General features: G+C 35.7%; 18 protein-coding genes. All 18 read right to left on the reverse strand.

Annotated elements, in window-relative coordinates; genetic code table 11:
* Positions 1-6: 6 nt before the first annotated feature.
* Entirely contained in the window at positions 7-1,056 is a 1,050-nt protein-coding gene (locus HGPG_RS07650) for an acyltransferase (RefSeq protein ID WP_019125479.1), read from the reverse strand.
* A gap of 131 nt (positions 1,057-1,187) precedes the next feature.
* Positions 1,188-2,336, reverse strand: coding sequence for a 2-hydroxyacyl-CoA dehydratase subunit D (locus tag HGPG_RS07655; protein WP_019125480.1), 1,149 nt, complete (start codon positions 2,334-2,336; stop codon positions 1,188-1,190).
* Between the two features lie 12 nt (positions 2,337-2,348).
* Entirely contained in the window at positions 2,349-3,668 is a 1,320-nt protein-coding gene (locus HGPG_RS07660; protein ID WP_019125481.1) for a 2-hydroxyacyl-CoA dehydratase subunit D, read from the reverse strand.
* A gap of 20 nt (positions 3,669-3,688) precedes the next feature.
* A complete protein-coding gene (locus HGPG_RS07665; protein WP_019125482.1) occupies positions 3,689-4,510 on the reverse strand; it encodes an acyl-CoA dehydratase activase in 822 nt (273 codons plus the stop codon).
* Positions 4,511-4,748: 238 nt separating this feature from the next.
* Positions 4,749-6,518, reverse strand: coding sequence for an acyl-CoA carboxylase subunit beta (locus HGPG_RS07670; RefSeq protein WP_019125483.1), 1,770 nt, complete (start codon positions 6,516-6,518; stop codon positions 4,749-4,751).
* A gap of 9 nt (positions 6,519-6,527) precedes the next feature.
* Positions 6,528-7,325: a glutaconate CoA-transferase subunit B gene (gene gctB, locus HGPG_RS07675; protein WP_019125484.1), complete on the reverse strand. Its 798-nt coding sequence runs from the start codon at positions 7,323-7,325 to the stop codon at positions 6,528-6,530.
* The gene (gctA, locus tag HGPG_RS07680) at positions 7,325-8,296 is read right to left on the reverse strand and encodes a glutaconate CoA-transferase subunit A (protein WP_019125485.1); all 972 of its coding nucleotides are present in this window, start codon (positions 8,294-8,296) and stop codon (positions 7,325-7,327) included. Before gctA ends, gctB begins: the two co-directional genes overlap by 1 nt.
* Positions 8,297-8,365: 69 nt before the next feature.
* Entirely contained in the window at positions 8,366-9,502 is a 1,137-nt protein-coding gene (locus HGPG_RS07685) for a sodium ion-translocating decarboxylase subunit beta (protein ID WP_019125486.1), read from the reverse strand.
* A 14-nt stretch (positions 9,503-9,516) separates the two neighbouring features.
* Complete coding sequence (locus HGPG_RS07690) at positions 9,517-9,954, reverse strand: biotin/lipoyl-containing protein (protein WP_019125487.1); 438 nt, start codon at positions 9,952-9,954, stop codon at positions 9,517-9,519.
* 42 nt (positions 9,955-9,996) lie between these two features.
* Entirely contained in the window at positions 9,997-10,314 is a 318-nt protein-coding gene (locus HGPG_RS07695) for an OadG family protein (protein ID WP_019125488.1), read from the reverse strand.
* 453 nt (positions 10,315-10,767) lie between these two features.
* Complete coding sequence (locus HGPG_RS07700; RefSeq protein WP_019125489.1) at positions 10,768-11,334, reverse strand: manganese efflux pump MntP; 567 nt, start codon at positions 11,332-11,334, stop codon at positions 10,768-10,770.
* A gap of 59 nt (positions 11,335-11,393) precedes the next feature.
* On the reverse strand, positions 11,394-11,621 hold the full coding sequence (locus tag HGPG_RS07705; RefSeq protein WP_019125490.1) for a glutaredoxin family protein: 228 nt from the start codon (positions 11,619-11,621) through the stop codon (positions 11,394-11,396).
* An 84-nt stretch (positions 11,622-11,705) separates the two neighbouring features.
* Complete coding sequence (locus HGPG_RS07710; RefSeq protein ID WP_019125491.1) at positions 11,706-12,056, reverse strand: ArsR/SmtB family transcription factor; 351 nt, start codon at positions 12,054-12,056, stop codon at positions 11,706-11,708.
* A 5-nt stretch (positions 12,057-12,061) separates the two neighbouring features.
* Entirely contained in the window at positions 12,062-12,913 is an 852-nt protein-coding gene (gene rsmA / locus HGPG_RS07715; protein WP_036731944.1) for a 16S rRNA (adenine(1518)-N(6)/adenine(1519)-N(6))-dimethyltransferase RsmA, read from the reverse strand.
* Positions 12,906-13,457 carry a ribonuclease M5 gene (gene rnmV / locus HGPG_RS07720; RefSeq protein WP_019125493.1) on the reverse strand — a complete coding sequence of 184 codons (552 nt, stop codon included), beginning with the start codon at positions 13,455-13,457 and terminating at the stop codon, positions 12,906-12,908. The genes rsmA and rnmV overlap by 8 nt, the downstream gene beginning before the upstream one ends.
* Positions 13,454-14,218, reverse strand: coding sequence for a TatD family hydrolase (locus HGPG_RS07725; protein ID WP_019125494.1), 765 nt, complete (start codon positions 14,216-14,218; stop codon positions 13,454-13,456). Before HGPG_RS07725 ends, rnmV begins: the two co-directional genes overlap by 4 nt.
* A gap of 8 nt (positions 14,219-14,226) precedes the next feature.
* Positions 14,227-16,185 (reverse strand): methionine--tRNA ligase, encoded by a 1,959-nt coding sequence (gene metG, locus HGPG_RS07730; protein WP_019125495.1) that lies wholly within the window; start codon positions 16,183-16,185, stop codon positions 14,227-14,229.
* 264 nt (positions 16,186-16,449) lie between these two features.
* On the reverse strand, positions 16,450-16,629 hold the full coding sequence (locus HGPG_RS07735) for a hypothetical protein (RefSeq protein WP_019125496.1): 180 nt from the start codon (positions 16,627-16,629) through the stop codon (positions 16,450-16,452).
* Between the last annotated feature and the right edge of the window lie 163 nt (positions 16,630-16,792).

Consider the following 16,792-nt stretch of genomic DNA (forward strand, 5'->3'; position numbering starts at 1 on the left):
GCCTTTTTATTTTGCAAAAATTTTATTTTTAATAAATCTTAAGCTTATTGATGTCATAAGTGAAATTATAAATATTAAAATAATTTCTCCCAGTGCAATAAAAACTTTTTCGGGTCCCTGAAAGTTAATGTAGGTCAATTTGTGGATGCTAAGAAAATCTAAAAAAGCCACATGAATTATATAGATGACAAAAATATTTTGGGAAACTAATTTTAAAAAGCCTTTAAACTTTTCATTTTTTAAATATATCTTCATTCCCGTTCCAAAAATTCCATATGCCAAGCCAAATATTAAAATATTGTTGCTGTGCCAAGTAAATAAATTTATTTCCTCATGACTTGTCATGAATATTGTTAGGACAAGTAAAATATAGGAAAGAAGAAAGACCCCAAGGTAAAAAATTATATTTTTTTGACTTGTTTCCCTCTTATATTTTTTAAAGTAGGCACCTAGTAGGGCATAGAATACATAGGAATAATGGCCTCTTAGCTCATAGGACTTTATAATTTTTAGACCCTTTAAATCAAATAGGTTTACCAAAAATACTAGGCTAAGGGCAAGAAAAATCCAAGCCTTTAATAAGTATTTAAGCTCGCCATTTTCCCTTCTGACTAAAAAATTTCCCACTGGAGCAAAAACATATATTAAAATTATTATAAAAATGTAGTAGAGATGAGTCTTAGTGTTTCCCTCCATTAAATCATTTTTCATGGCAAGGAAATCAATTTGGCTGTGATAGTAAAACTTTATGTAGAGGCAGGAAAGGAACCTATAAAAAATTTCTGCCAGAATAAAAAACAAGAGAAATTTAAAAATATCTCTTAAGATCTTTTCTGTATTAATGTCATCTCTGGTGTAGAGAAGATATCCGCTTGCCATGGAAAAAACTGGCACGCAAAATCTAAAAAAACTTCCTGCAAGTATAAAAAAGACTGAGGAACTTGAGCCCACTTCATAACTTGCTCCTGGGGCAAGTACATGTATTGAAATAGTTGCAATAATTGCAAAAAATTTTATTAAATCTAAATTGTAATCTCTTGTAGATATTTTCTCCATAGCTTATTCCTTTAATGAATTTAATTTAATTCTATCACATAGACTTCCTTTTACATAGACGACTTTACTCTTAAATCTCTACAAAAAAAGACACCGATCTCTCGGCGCCTTAAAATTTATTTTTAAATTTATTACATTCTATTAAGTTGAACCATTTCGTTAAATGTTTCAAGTTGAGTCTTAACTTGACCGAAGTCAGTCATTTGTTGGTCATAACCCATCTTAATTAGTGGAATACCAGCTTTTTCGTAAGCTTTCTTTAGTGATGGATATTCCATTTCTTCTGTGTCGTTAAATGTCATCATGAATAATAGACATCCGTCAGCATCGTTATCAAGTGCTAGGTCAACAACATATTTTGGTCTCTTCCAAATATCTGGATCGTAAAGAATTGGGTCTTCGTCCATTCTTGCAAATTGATCAGCTAGAGCCATATATGGATCTTCAATTGAAGTATCTACATCAACTTTAAATCCTCTTGATTCACTTGCAACGTCATCTGCTACTACGCAAATGTTAAAGTTGTCAAGAACTTCAAGAAGTGCTGGGTTGTCAGTTATGATACCAGATGTTACAACTCTTGGTCCTGAGCATTCTTCTTTTGGCATTGCCTTTAATGCTTCGATTAATTCTTTAAGCATCTTGTTGTGTTCATCTTTAAGCATGTGGAAAGAAGCCTTTAGTACATTACATCTATCAGATGCTTTAATTGTCTTTGAATAATCTCCACATAATTTAACAAATTCTCTCTTAAGAGCTCTGTTTTCGTTATAAACTTCGAAAGCTTTCTTTAGGTTTTCGTCAGTGATTTTAACATCACAAACTTCTTCTAATCTTTCAGCAGCTTGTTTAAAGATTTTTGCATTGTAAGTTTTACCAAAATCTTCTTTTCTATGTTGTGCGTGGTTTAAAAATACCATAGGAATTTTTCTACCAACAGAAACTTTATAGTTTTGAGAGAATGGTCTTAGAGTGTCATCAAGAGTAGTTACCATTGATGCGCTAAGTCCGTCAAGAGATCCGTCAAGACCCATTTCCAAACATCTTAAAGCTAGTGAATAGTAGAATGTTGGGAAATATTCTTTTGCCTTGTCAATAGGTCCTTGTCCGCCCCATACTCCGTAAGGAACAAGTCCACCTGCATAGATTATTTCTTCAGGTGCATAGTAAGGGAATACACCGACAACTTTTTTGCCTTCAGCAATGTATTTGTCAATTTGTTCTCTTCCATTTTCTGCTATATGTTTAAATTCTTTTAATAATTCTTTTATATCAGTCATTTTGCACCTCTATTAAATTGTAGTCTTAGACCAGTCAGTTTCTTTAGTGTTTTCGAAATTAGTGTAGATTTCTTCGCCCTTAGCGATTCTGTCTGCTTTTCTTTCATTCATAATTTCTACTAAACCTTGAACTCTAGTCTTATATTGTTCTTGTGAGAAGTTTCTTTCGTCAGCTTGGTCACCGTCAAAGTGAACTACTGGAATGTCAAGGTCTTCTCTCCATCTTCTTTCGATTTCAGGCATTGCTCCTGACCATGGTTTACATGATCTGTTGTAGTTAACAAGTGCTCCAGAAACTCCGTTTTCTTTAGCCATTGTTTCTCTCCATTCAACGCCGTCTTCGATACATACTGAACAAGGTGCTTTACAGTAAGCTGCAGCCATTTCTCTAACAGTTGTATATTGGAAACCAAAGGCTGGTGCGTAAACAACAGCAGTTACGTTAACGCCATTTTGTTTTAGTGGTTCAAACAAGTGTCTTAGTCCTGGCCAGCAAGGAATTCCTTCAAATAGAATTCTGTGTTCTTCTGGATATTCCCAAGTAGAAGTTCCTTCTCTAACTGATTGTTCATATTCAGCTGCTAGAAGTTCAAAACCTTCAGCTGCGTCAATTTCACATCTTGCAGCAACGATGTCTGCCATGTGGTTAAATAGGTCAAATCCAGAAAGTGGAGATGGTTCATAAGCCATGTAAGAACAAGCTTTAAGCCATGCAGCAGCAGTTCTGTTTGCAATTTGACAAGCTTCTTCGAATTTCTTTTCATCAAATTTCTTGCCAGTTAATTTTTCAAGTTGGTGAATAGCATATTCGAATTGTCCCATTAAGTAATCAACTTTTTCTTCAGGTACATCAACAGTGTTTTGGAAAGGAATGTCAATCATGATCATTGGAATGTCATGCATTCTTGCAATGTTTTCGTACCATTTAGTCATCATGTTACAGATGTTGTTACAGCAAAGAACGAAGTCTGGTTGTGGCATCTTTCTTGAGTCAGTTGGTTCTCCAGCTGCGTAAGCAAGAGAAATTCTTGCGTAACCACAAATGTCGTTATCATATCCCATATCTTCAGCTGTTTGACAAAGTCTTAAACCGTCTTTTTTAGCTGCAGTTGTAGCTGCGTGGTTTTCTGGATATACAGCGTGTAGTCCAAATGCCTTTGCAAGTTCAATAGGGAATTTAGATGATGACCATCCAACTAGTTCTCCTCTTTTCTTTGCATCCCATGCTGCCCCATAAACTCTATCTACTACATTTCTTAGAGCTTGAGCAGCAGGAATATGTCCTTCGATTGGTCTTGGTTTTTTACCAGGTATTTTTTGAATTTCAGCCATAGTTTACCTCCTAAAATAAATTATGCATTAGCTTTTTTATTAGCTTTTAACTTTTCCAATTTACATTTTTGATAACCAAATAGTGCAGCTCCTAGGGCACCATTTAGTTGACATAGTGGTGAAGTGTGTATTTTATGTCCAGTGTTTTCTTCGAGGGCTCTAACCATACCCTTATTAAGAGCAACGCCACCAGTAAATACAACATCATCATTAAGTCCAACTCTCTTGGCAAGAGAACCAACTCTTGCAGCTATGGAGTCGTGAATCCCCTTAACTATATCTTCAATCTTCGATCCACTTGCAAGTTGTGAAATAACTTCTGATTCAGCAAAAACTGTGCAAGTAGAAGAAATACTTACATCTTTTGTAGATAATTTATCTAACTCTTCAAGCTTAGAAACATCAACTTCAAGAACCTTTGCGATTACATCTAAGAATCTTCCTGTACCTGCAGCACACTTATCATTCATAACAAAGTTTTCAAGCATGCCATTGTCTCCGATTTTAAGAGCTTTGGCATCTTGTCCGCCTATATCAATAATTGTGCGAACATTTGGGAATAAGAAGTAAGCTCCCTTAGCGTGACAAGAAAGTTCAGACATTTGAAAGTCAGCTTCTTCAAGAGCTGTCCTACCATAGCCAGTAGCCATTACATAAGAAATGTCTTCCTTTTTCATGTTAGCATTTTTTAGAGTCTCACTAATTGTTCTTGATGGACCGCTAGTTCCTGCTCCAACATCAATAACTGAAGTTGAAATAATTTCTTTGCCATCCTTTAAAATAATACTCTTTGAGGCAGTTGAACCAATATCAACTCCCATTGTATAAATAGCTTCTGCCATACAATCTCCTCTTTGGTTTAAAATTAATATCTTACTCTTCTTAATTTTACTATACTTATGTATCTTTGTCAAAAATCACAAGCCAAGATACTTGAAATTACAAGGGTTTTAGAGCTTTTATGATTTACTATTTATTGCTTTTAAAAAGTATATTTTACTTATAGTAAGTAAATAAGGAATATACAAAAATATTGGATAATCCTTTTTAAGATTATCCAATAAGTTGTCATATTTTATATTATTTAATATTATTTATTCTGTCGTAGTCTCTGATAATTCTTGGAGTAAGCATTTGATGAACTGGACAAATTGAAGCTGGGTCTTGGTATGCACTTTCAGTGAAGGCAATAATGTAATTTCTCCATAGGTTCATGTTTACTACTTCATCTACTAGACCATATTTTGCACAAGAGAATGGTCTTGATTTATCATTGTAATCTTGAATCAAGTCGTTCATCTTGTCAATTGTAGGTTGAAGATCTTTTCCTGCCTTTTTATCCTTTGCAAGTCTTCTTGAGTACATTGCAGTAGCAGCAGTTTCTCCATTCATTACGTTGATTTCAGTTGCTGCAGAACCAAGTGAAAAGGCATTAGTGTCGTTTCCTTGTGGTCCACCAAGTACATAGTGGGCAGCTGCAGTTCCCTTTCTCATTGTAATTTCCATTTGTGGAAGGTCAGAGTTTTGGATTGAATAAATTAGTGATTGACCAAGTCCAAGTAGTTCAGCTCTTTCTGCATCGTCACCTACATCGATACCTGTTGTATCTTGTAGCCAGATAATAGGAAGTCTGTCTCTAGCACAAAGTGTAACAAATTCATTCATCTTAATTAGACCTTGTCTATAAAGTTTTCCACCAATAGAGATGTGTTTTGGATCATTGTAGTATTCTGGATAGCCCATAAATAGACCTTGAACGTTAGCTACAACACCAACTAGAAGTCCATTAACTTTTGCAAGTCCAGTTACCATTTCTCTACCATATCCCTTTTTGTATTCCATAAATTCTGAACCGTCAAAAAGTCTTGAAATAACATCATATATATCGTAAGCCTTTTTGCCGTTAAGTGGAATAAGTGAATACATGTCGTTAGGGTCGAATAGTGGATTCTTTGGATCATCAACTCTAAAGAATTCTCTTTGGAACTTTGGAAGCATTGAAAGATATTTTCTAATTCCTTCAAGTACTCCTTCTTCTTCAACATAAACTTCTCTCATGAAACCAGTTTGTGCGAAGTGAACGCCAACTGCTCCTGGAGGAGTAGTTTTCTTAGCGTGTGCAGCTTGGTCTGCAATTTGGTTAGCTCCTTCTTCGTCGATATATCCCTTAGGATTCATACCGCCAAGGATTCCAGCTCCACCAACAGCCATGTTTGCATCCTTATGAGCAACTATAATTGTAGGTGAAATTGAGTGGTATCCACCACCAGCTGGGTTAGTACCATAAATACCAACTATTACAGGAACTCCACATTGGTTAAGTCTTGAGTTTCTGTAGAATGGAGTACCGCCTCCACGTCTATTTGGATAAACTTTTTCTTGTTCGTCAAGTTTAACACCTGAACAATTTAGTATATAAACTAGTGGAATTCTAAGTCTTTCAGCAGTGTCTGATGCTCTTAGAAGGTCATCAGCTTGTCCAGCAATCCATGCACCTGCAAGTTTTTTGTTGTCAGATGCAACAATGTAAACCCATCTGTCGTCAACTTTTGCAAGTCCCTTAACAACACCTGTTGTACCATGGTCATTATCGCCAGGGTTGTAAATTGTGTTAAGTGGGCACCAAGTTCCTTCGTCGATAAGTTCAGCAATTCTTTGAAGTGCTGTCATTTCTCCACGTTCATTTACTTTTTCATCTGGTTTACCAGCAGCTAGAGCTTTTTCAGCAAAAACTCTAATTTCTTCTTCAATTTCTCTTAATTGATTGAAGTTTTCTTCATCAACTTCTCTTAAAGGCTTTCCAATTGTCTTCATATTTTGGAAATATGAAGCAAGTGAATATTGAGTCATGTGTCCTCCTTATTCTTCTACAGGTCTCTTAATGAAAGCTTCGCCTGGATCTATTTCTTCTCTTATTAGTTTAATTACATCTTCATCTGGTTCTTCAAGTTTAACAGCACGAGATACATCAATGTCAAATCCTGTGTTTTCGATAACATCTTCAGGTGAAGAAGAAGGATAATATCCAGCAAGATACATTCTCTTAGTATCTTCGTCAAACTTCAAGATACCCTTGTCAGTTACAACCATTTGTGGTCCAACATTTTCAGGAATACCTACTCTAGTTCTTCCGCCAGGACCATCGATCCAACCTGGAGAAGTTATATAGTCGACCTTATCTATAAATCTTCTCTTTTCGTGTTGCATCATAATAATAGTATTTACATAAGTTGCAATACCATTAGCTCCACCAGATCCTGTAAATCTTGTCTTAGGGTGGTGGTAGTCGCCGATTACTGTAGAGTTAACATTTCCGTATGGGTCAATTTGAGCTCCACCGATAAATGCGATCATTCTCTTCTTGTCGTGTCTCCATTCGTTAGCTTGGAAACCAACATAAGTTGCATTTGTCCAGTGAACTCCACAGTGTGCCATAAATCTGTTGTCACCAACTGATCTTGGAACTTCAATTGGGTCACAGTCCATAAGTCCTGATTCTACAATTAGATAACAATCAGGAGCGTAAACTGCTTTTGCAAGAGAAGCACCAATTAGAGGTAGTCCTGTTCCTACAATTGCTATTTGACCATTCTTAATTTGTCTAGCAATTGTAACTGCTTGCATTTCTTTATTTGTATAATTATCATATCTAGCCATTATTTATCTTCTCCCTTCATTAGTACGTCTGTTGCGTAACCAAATCCTGGAACATTTCTAAGACCAATTAGTCTTGTAGCTCCAAGCTTGTTAAGGTATGCTTCATGATCTTCAACTCCATATACCCATTCATCTAAGAAAGCATTGAAATCTTCTTCTGTCTTAGATTTAACATTGTACATTTTGTAGAAATCAGCATCATAATCATAATAGTCATAACATTGTGAAGGGTGAGCTCCAAATGGTGCATGAACTACTGCATCAACACAGAATCCAGGGATTTTGTTGTCAGCTGCATCAAAGTTTTTGATGTATTCGTTGCTTACAAGTTCTTCGCAAGTTACGATAACTTTTTTAGCTGCAATTGCAATATCAACATCGTGGAATGTATTTCCAAGAATTCTTGTAGTTCCGTCTGGAGAAGCCATTTGAACGTGGATTATTGCAGTGTCAATTTCAGGAACTGGTGCTGCAACAAGTTTTTCTCCCTTTTTGAATGGATTTTCTACATATATAAATTTGTCATTTGGAAGTTTGTCAATTTTTTCTCTTTCTTCTTTAGAGATTCCCCATTCGTCAACTAAACTTGAACCCATCATAAGTCTAACTGGTAGGTAAGGTAGTCCTAGTGCAGCTGCGTGAATTCTTTGCATTTCAACATCTTGAGAGTAGTCTTCCATAAGAAGTTCTCCCTTTTCAATTGCTGCTCTAAATCTTCTTGAAACATTTGTATATCCTGAGTTAGCAGTATAGCAATTTATGTATGCCTTAACTCTGCCAGCTCCAATTAGTGTGTCCCAGTCTCCCCCTGCAGGTCCTGCTTCAACGATAAAATCTTTTTGACCTTGACGCAAAATTTCATTTACTGCTGCGTAAGGTTTTCTGTTAGTTGTAAATCCCCCTAGTGAAATTACATCGCCATCTTCTACATATTTTGCTATGGCGTCTTTAAGTTTCATTACTTTACTCAAGTTAAAACCTCCTTTTGTTAAATATAACTTGATTGCATAAATATTCAGCTCACTATGGAGCTGAATGAATTAATGACCGAATAATATTAAGAATACACCTGCTGCTACGGCTGAGCCAATAACTCCCGCAACGTTAGGTCCCATTGCGTGCATTAGTAAGAAGTTAGTAGGATTATATTTTCTACCTTCAACTTGTGATACACGAGCTGCCATTGGAACTGCTGATACACCAGCTGAACCAATAAGTGGATTTATCTTTCCACCTGTTACAATGTACAAAATTTTACCAAAAATAACTCCGCCTGCTGTTGCAAAGCAAAATGCCATTAGTCCAAGAACAATAATTTTAATAGTTGCAGGTTGTAGGAAAGTTGCTCCGTCTGCAGTTGCTCCAACTGTTGTTCCTAGCATAATAGTTACAATGTTCATTAGGGCGTTTTGTACAGTGTCAGATAATCTATTAACTACTCCAGATTCCTTAAATAGGTTTCCAAGCATAAGCATACCAAGAAGTGGTGCTACATCTGGAAGAAGTAGTGCTGTGAAAAGTACAACTACAACTGGGAAAATAATCTTTTCTAGTTTAGATACTTTTCTTAGTGATGTCATAACTGTTGTTCTTTCTTTTTCAGTAGTAAGTGCCTTCATAATTGGCGGTTGAATCATTGGGATAAGTGCCATGTATGAATAAGCTGCTACTGCAATTGGTGCCAATAGGTGTGGTGCAAGTTGTGATGTTGTAAATATAGCTGTAGGGCCGTCTGCTCCACCGATAATACCAATTGATGCTGCTTCTGGTCCAGTAAATCCAAGTTTAACAGCAACGATAAAGGCAACATAAATACCAAATTGTGCTGCTGAACCAAGAAGTAATGAGATTGGGTTGGCAATAAGTGGTCCAAAGTCAGTCATAGCTCCTACACCCATAAAAATTAGGCAAGGGAATAAGTTTGACTTAACACCATTATACATGATTGCCAAAACTCCAGAAGTTTGCCATGGATCTCCAACTTCCATAAGACCTGTCATTGGCAAGTTTCTTAAAAGCATACCAAAGGCAATTGGAAGAAGTAATAGTGGTTCAAATTCTTTTTTAATCGCTAGATAAATAAGAATGAAGGATATAATAAACATTACCACATTTTGCCATTGTAATGATGCAAATCCCGATTCACCTAGAATCCCCTGTAATGTTTCTAATAACATGTTCCGACCTCCTATTATTCTACAACTGCTAGTAATGCGTCAGTATCTACTGTTTCTCCAGCTGTTACTTTAAGAGTTACTTTTCCTGCACATGGAGCTACGATTTCGTTTTCCATCTTCATAGCTTCAAGAATAAGAATAACATCTCCAGATGCTACTGTGTCTCCATTATTAACATTAAGTCTAAGAACAGTTCCTGGCATTGGTGAGATTACATCTCCTGCTCCGCCTGATGCTGCAGGTGCTGCTGCTGCAGGTGCTGCTGCTGGAGCTGGTGCTGCAGGAGCTGGTGCTGGTGCAGGTGCTGCTGGTGCAGGTGCTGCTTGTGGTGCTACTGGAGCTGCAACTGGTGCTGCTGTAAGTGATGTTGGAGTAAGAGATTGGTATCCTCCGCCAACTTTTTCAACTTCTACTTCAAAAACTTTTCCATCTACTTTAACTTGATATTTCATTAATTTCTCCTTTTCATAAATAATAGAATAATTTAAAATAATTTATTTTTTTTCGTTTATAGAAACAATTCTAAAACTTTCAACTCTTGATCTTTCTTGCATGCTAATTGCTCCAACTATTGCTGCTAAAAGTGCAGGGTCCATTGAATTATCAGCCGCTACTTTCTTTGGTGCTGCCTTAGCAGGCGCCGCTACTTGATTTGACTTTCCAGCGTCAGACTTACCCTGAATACCTCCAACTACTTTAGTAATAATTAGAATTGCTATTAGTAAAGATACAAGGGCCAAGAAAACTACGCATAGTCCTGTCAATGCTACACCAAAGGCCTCTCCCATGGTAAGAGTAACATCTCCTAACATTATCACACCTCCCAATGTGGTTTCATATTACGGAATCCATTCCAGCTTTTAAGAATATTATAACAAAGACCTATGATTAATTCAATTAAAATCTCTATGTATGATTAATTAATCTAAATCTTTTGCAAACTAATTATACATGAAAATATGAGTAAAATAAAGGAAAGCCTTTTTGCAATTTTTTGTCAAATAAACAAATTTTATGAAAATTTTAATATTAATTACATTTGTTAAAAAAAGATTTAATTATGAATTATTTTTTTAGAAAAATTTATTTTTCATGGGAAATCTTTGACTAAATGAAACTTTAATTTTTTTATTCTACTAGAAATTCTTTGCCCCTCTTTGTAAAATTTGCTTAAAAATTTTTATCTGATTAAAAATTATTTTCAGCTAAATTTTTCCAATAAAAAACTCTCCAGCCTTAAGGAGGAGAGTTCTAATATTATTAAATTAAAAGGCTAATAGTCCTAAATGTTCAACTAAAATTTTTAGTCCTAGAAAAATTAAAATTAAGCCTCCTGCCACCTGTGCCTTGTCCTTTAAGGCAATGCCAAAGGCCCTTCCTATTCTCACTCCCAAAAAGGAAATGACAAAAGTTGTAAGTCCAATTACAAATACTGCAAGAGATATTTTTATCTTCAAGAAGGCAAAGGACACTCCCACTGCAAGGGCATCTATTGATGTGGCTATGGCAAGCATAAATAAGTTTTTAAGATCAAGCCTATCTTCTTCAATTGTGCAAGTTTTGTCCCTTGATTCTCTTATCATGTTCACCCCAATAATTGACAAGAGGACAAAGGCTATCCAGTGGTCCACTGCTTGAAGCTTCTCTGCAAAAATTGAGCCCAAGAGATAACCTATATAGGGCATCACTGCTTGGAAGACTCCAAAAAATAGCGCAATGACAAAGGATTTTTCTAAAAAATTTTTTCTAATGGAGAGGCCCTTACATATAGCTGCCGCAAAGGCGTCCATGGAAAGTCCCACTCCAATAAAAAATACTGATATTAAATTCATCTTCACTCCCAAAAAAATAGATGCCCCCATAGCATCTATTTCTCTTCTAATTTTTAAAATTATTTTAATAATTCGTCTAATCTATTTTTGTCGAAGCCAACGATTTGTTCGTCGTCAATGCAGATTACTGGCACACCAGTGTATCCCATTGCCATTAGTTCGTTTCTTGCTTCTTTGTCAGTTTGAACGTTCTTTTCTTCGAAGTCTACTTCTCTTTCCTTTAAATAATCCTTTGCCATTGTGCAATAAGGGCAAGTGTTACTTGTATATACTGTTACTTTACTCATTTTATTCCTCCTAATTACTTGCTTTTATTATACTCCATTAGTATAAGTGAAGCAAATTCTTTAAGCTTTTTATGCCTAATATTTTTACAACTTGTGTTTTGCGTGTTCTATTCCGTCTTTAAATATACATAGGACGTGCTCGTCGTCTAGGGAATAGTAGGCTCTTCTGCCTATTCTCTTTACCTTTATTAAGTTTTGATTTCTTAAAAGTGCAAGCTGATGTGATATGGAAGACTGACTCATGTCAAGCAAGACTGAAATATCAGATACGCATAGTGGTCCATTCATCAGCGCATAAATAATCTTTATCCTTGTAGGATCAGATAGGGCTTTAAATATTTGAGAAAGTATTTCTATTAAGTCTTCTTCCTTGTTGAAGTCAGAAATATCTTTTTCAACTTTTTTTGAGATTTCGTCTATATATTTATCCTTCATTTTTGTTACCCCACACTTTTAAAATTTACACTTAAAACAATAAATTCTTCAAGCTTTAGAGTTTCAGCTCTTCTGCTCTCGTCAATGTCACTTAGTTCAAGGGCTCTTTTTATATCATCTTTTGTGTAATTTAATTTTGAATTGGAAAGAGAATTTAAAATAGTCTTTCTCCTAGTTGTAAAAGCTGCACGAACAACTTTAAATAAAAAGTCTGTGTCAACTTCTTCTCTCTTTTTCATCTTCAAGTTCACAACTGCCGAGTCAACATTGGGCTTTGGCATAAAAACTGAACTTGGCACTTGAAATTTGTACTTACAATCTGTGTAATAATTTATAAAGACAGATAAGGAGCCATAATCTTTACTTCCTGGCTCTGCTGCAAGTCTCTTTGCAACTTCCTTTTGCACCATAACTGTAATGGAAATTAAATTTACCTGAGCCAAAATTAATTTTTCAATTATTGGCGTTGTCACATAGTAGGGAAGATTTGCAACCACCTTAAAGCCTTCGTCGCCAAATTCTTCTTGGCAAAGTTTTTTTAAGTCTAAGTCCAAAAAATCTCCATAAACTACTTTAACATTATCTAGGGCAAGAGTTTCCTTGTGAAGGTCTCTTAACTTTTCGTCAATTTCAACTGCAAGAACTTTTTTTGCTCTGAGAGCCAATTCTTCTGTTAAGGTTCCAACTCCAGGACCAATTTCAAGGACATTGTCCTCTTCACTTATTTCAGCTGCGTCGGCAATTTTTCTCACAATATTTCCGTCGATTAAAAAGTTTTGCCCCAAGGATTTTGTAAATCTAAATCCATACTTAGTAAGGATCTCTGAAAGTTTGCTTGGTTTATATAATCTATCTATGGGAATTCACTTCCTTCATAGCCTCTTCAAATTCTTCCCTGCTAATGCCAAAGGAATTTAATTTATGAAGGGTCTTTTTTCCATTTCCATATCCTATTTTTAGGATTTCTGAAAGTTTTTCGCGTCTCGCACTTGCATCTTCAGAATTTATAAGTCTGTTTTCTATTAAATCATCCATAGTGTATTCACTTATGGCATCAGTTTTTGTAGCTCGTGCTGCCTTTAGTGCCTTTAAAATTTCTTCGGCAGAGGCATTTTCCACGCCAATGTCACCATGTTTTGTGGAAACACTTTGAGAAAGGTAGGCGTGTTTAGCATTTGGAATTTCATCAGCAATTCTCTTTCTTATTTGAGAGCCCATATAGTCTGAATCTGTGAAGATGATTATGCCCTTTTTCTTGTCCATTTCTTTTAAAAGATTTATTAAATTTCTGCCAAAGGCAAAGCCGTGAGTGGTAATAACCTCTGCATCCACTGCCTTTTTTATGGCAATCTCGTCGTCACGACCCTCAGCGACAATTACTTCTTTAATTGTCATTTTCATATTCCAAAAAACCTCTTTGTATTTTCTCCAGTAATTTTTTCAAGCTCTAAGGCATCCATTTGCCTCAAATCTGCAATGTATTGGCAGGTAAACTTCACAAGCTTTGGCTCATTTCTCTTGCCCCTATAGGGAACAGGTGTCATGTAGGGACAGTCTGTTTCGAGAAGGAGTCTATCAAGGTCAACTGCCTTGGCAACTTCCTTGGGAGTCTTTGCGTTTTTAAAGGTAACTGCGCCACCAAGAGCGATGTAGTCGCCCATCTTTAAATATTCTCTCATCATGTCCACAGATTGGGAGAAGCAGTGAATTAAAGCTGTAAAATCATATTTCTCGTGAGCTTCCTTTAAGATGTCAAAGGTGTCCTTGGCTGCGTCGCGAGAATGAATTACAATATTTTTCTTTAGCTTGGCTGCCAACTCAATTTGCCTCTTAAAAACTTCCTTTTGCACATCTCTTGGAGAGTTGTCGTAATAATAGTCAAGACCAATTTCTCCTATTGCCAGGACTTTTTTGTCCCCTGAAAGTTCAATAAGTCTCTTTTCGACTTCATCATCATAAGTCCTTGCCTCATGAGGATGGACTCCAATAGCTGCGTAAATATTTTCGTATTTATTGGCAAGCTCCACTGACCTCTCTGATGAAGGGAGGTCAGAAGAATTATTTATAACAAGTTCTATTCCATTTTCACCTAAACTTTTTATTATGTCCTCGCGGTCTTCCTTAAAGGCCTCGTCGTCTAAGTGCACATGTGAATCTATCATAGTCTCTCCTAACTAATTTTTGCTCCAGATTTAATGTCAGCTAAAGTTGATGCAAGACTTAAATTCCCTTCATCATCTTCTGCAGCAAGAAGCATGCCATTGGACTCAACGCCTCTTAATTTAATTGGCTTTAAATTTAAAATCATGAGGATTTTTTTGCCAATTAATTCATTTTTCTTGTAGTATTCCTTTATGCCAGAGACAATTTGCCTATCCATGTCCCCAATTTTTAATTTTAGGACATAAAGCTTATCAGCATTAGGATGATCTTCTACGCCAACAATTTCTGCAACTCTAATATCAAGTTTTGCAAAATCTTCTATATTAATTTCCTTTTTTATATCTTCTTCAACTTCTTTATGAGCTTCTGCCATAATTCTAGAATTTAAAAGAGCAGTGTTTTCTTCGTTAAATCTATCAATTTCAGCTTCAATGTCAAGTCTTGGGAAAATAACTTCGCCCTTATTTACCTTAGTGCCATCTTCTATTAAACCAAAAGTTCTTGCATCTTCCCAATTAATTTCGCCGCTTACACCAAGTTGCTCTCTAATCTTTAGAGAAGTGTCCTTGATAAATGGATAAATTAAAACAGAAACAATTCTTAAACTTTCTGCCAAGTTGTATAAAACAGTGTTAAGTCGGTCCTTCTTGTCATCGTCCTTTGCAAGCTTCCAAGGTTCAGTTTCATCAACATATTTATTGGATCTTCTGATTAACTTCCAAATTGCTTCTAGGGCAACAGAAAATTGGTAGTGTTCCATTGCATCTTCCACTTCGTCAATTACAGAAACAGCAAGATTTTCAAGATCATCATCAACATCTTCTCTTGCGCCCATATCTTCAATGACTCCATCATTATATTTAGAAATCATGGAGACAGTTCTTGAAAGAAGATTGCCAAGGTCGTTGGCTAAATCAGAATTAAGTCTTTGCATGAACTTTTCAATATTAAAGGACCCGTCAGAGCCAAAAGAAAATTCCCTTAGCAAGAAATACTTAAGAGCATCAACACCATAAAGCTTGATAATTGGCTCAGGATAAATAACATTTCCCTTGGACTTACTCATCTTGTCGTTGTCAAATAAAATCCAGCCGTGACCAAAAACCTTGTCAGGAAGAGGCAAATCAAGTGCCATTAAAATAGCAGGCCAAATAATAACATGGAACCTAATAATTTCCTTGCCAACAAAGTGAACGCCAGCTGGCCAATAAGAATTAAACTTTTCCTTGTCAGTGCCATAACCAATAGCAGTTAAGTAGCAAGCAAGAGCATCTATCCAAACATAAACAACATGCTTGTCATCAAAGGGAACCTTAACTCCCCAATCAAAAGTAGACCTAGAAACAGAAAGATCTTCAAGACCGTCCTTGCCCTCGAAAAAGTTTTTAACCATTTCATTTTTTCTAAAAGCAGGCTCAATAAACTCAGGGTTGTCTTCATAATACTTTAAAAGTCTGTCCTTGTACTTAGAAAGCCTAAAGAAATAAGATTCCTCATGAGTAAGCTGAGTTGGTCTTCCACAGTCAGGACAAGTGTGGTCTTCGCCAACTTGTGCCTCAGTCCAAAAAGCTTCACAAGGAGTACAATAAAAGCCTTCATATTCGCCCTTGTAGATGTCACCCTTGTCGTAAAGCTCTTGGAAAATATTTCTAACATCTTCTTCGTGATCCTCATCAGTAGATCTGACAAAATAATCATAGTCAATGTCCATAGTTTCCCAAAGCTTTTTGATATTTTTGACAATGCCATCAACATAATCCTTTGGCTTCATGCCAAATTCCTTAGCCTTGGCCTCTATCTTTTGACCATGTTCATCAGTGCCAGTAGTAAAGAAAACATCATAGCCTTGCATTTTTTTAAATCTCTTAACACAATCAACTGCCACAGTGCAGTAAGTATGACCAATGTGAAGATTGTCACTTGGATAATAAATTGGCGTTGTAACATAAAATTTTTTATTGCTCATAAAACCTCCATAAAAAAACCCAATCCCCGGGGATAAGGTCTTGGCAAAATCTGTCAAAATTCCGATTAAAATCTATCATAATTAAAATAATTATAACTGAAATCGCCTATAAAATCAATTTAAGGCTTGAAATCATGAGATAAAAAGAATTAATTCAAAATATGTATTAAATGAACTAAAATGTTTTACAAAAATCTAAATTAATCGCTTATGTAAAAATCATTAATCAAAGCAAGTTGAAAAATTATTATATAATTTTTCCCTTTAATAGCAATCTTCAAAATTAAAAAAACCTAGCTCATAAGCATCTTTAGCTTGGGCTAAACATTCCAATATAATCTCTCTTTCGTCTTCTTCTGAAATTCCAATATTTGGAAACATATCTCCAAATATTTCTACATATTTACTTTCTAAATCCTTAATATTTTCAATAATATCAATCATCTCCCAGATAGACTAACAAAATATCTTAAATCAAAAACTTCTTAAAGTTTGGGCAAGTTTACCATCACAGCAAATGACACTTTTTTGCATTACAATCCACGCACCCACGATTGGTGCGACGAGGTGATGAAAAGATGGATAGTAAAGATTATAAAAAAAAGGC

The sequence above is a fragment of the Peptoniphilus grossensis ph5 genome, assembly GCF_000311825.1.
GTDB classification, from domain to species: domain Bacteria; phylum Bacillota; class Clostridia; order Tissierellales; family Peptoniphilaceae; genus Peptoniphilus_A; species Peptoniphilus_A hominis.

Bases quoted from the DNA above. Each gene is read 5' to 3' on its own strand.
- HGPG_RS07650 (WP_019125479.1), bottom strand. From the start codon at position 1,056: ATGGAGAAAATATCTACAAGAGATTACAATTTAGATTTAATAAAATTT.
- HGPG_RS07655 (WP_019125480.1), bottom strand. From the start codon at position 2,336: ATGACTGATATAAAAGAATTATTAAAAGAATTTAAACATATAGCAGAA.
- HGPG_RS07660 (WP_019125481.1), bottom strand. From the start codon at position 3,668: ATGGCTGAAATTCAAAAAATACCTGGTAAAAAACCAAGACCAATCGAA.
- HGPG_RS07665 (WP_019125482.1), bottom strand. From the start codon at position 4,510: ATGGCAGAAGCTATTTATACAATGGGAGTTGATATTGGTTCAACTGCC.
- HGPG_RS07670 (WP_019125483.1), bottom strand. From the start codon at position 6,518: ATGACTCAATATTCACTTGCTTCATATTTCCAAAATATGAAGACAATT.
- gctB (WP_019125484.1), bottom strand. From the start codon at position 7,325: ATGGCTAGATATGATAATTATACAAATAAAGAAATGCAAGCAGTTACA.
- HGPG_RS07685 (WP_019125486.1), bottom strand. From the start codon at position 9,502: ATGTTATTAGAAACATTACAGGGGATTCTAGGTGAATCGGGATTTGCA.
- HGPG_RS07690 (WP_019125487.1), bottom strand. From the start codon at position 9,954: ATGAAATATCAAGTTAAAGTAGATGGAAAAGTTTTTGAAGTAGAAGTT.
- HGPG_RS07695 (WP_019125488.1), bottom strand. From the start codon at position 10,314: ATGTTAGGAGATGTTACTCTTACCATGGGAGAGGCCTTTGGTGTAGCA.
- HGPG_RS07700 (WP_019125489.1), bottom strand. From the start codon at position 11,334: ATGAATTTAATATCAGTATTTTTTATTGGAGTGGGACTTTCCATGGAC.
- HGPG_RS07705 (WP_019125490.1), bottom strand. From the start codon at position 11,621: ATGAGTAAAGTAACAGTATATACAAGTAACACTTGCCCTTATTGCACA.
- HGPG_RS07710 (WP_019125491.1), bottom strand. From the start codon at position 12,056: ATGAAGGATAAATATATAGACGAAATCTCAAAAAAAGTTGAAAAAGAT.
- rnmV (WP_019125493.1), bottom strand. From the start codon at position 13,457: ATGAAAATGACAATTAAAGAAGTAATTGTCGCTGAGGGTCGTGACGAC.
- HGPG_RS07725 (WP_019125494.1), bottom strand. From the start codon at position 14,218: ATGATAGATTCACATGTGCACTTAGACGACGAGGCCTTTAAGGAAGAC.
- metG (WP_019125495.1), bottom strand. From the start codon at position 16,185: ATGAGCAATAAAAAATTTTATGTTACAACGCCAATTTATTATCCAAGT.
- HGPG_RS07735 (WP_019125496.1), bottom strand. From the start codon at position 16,629: ATGATTGATATTATTGAAAATATTAAGGATTTAGAAAGTAAATATGTA.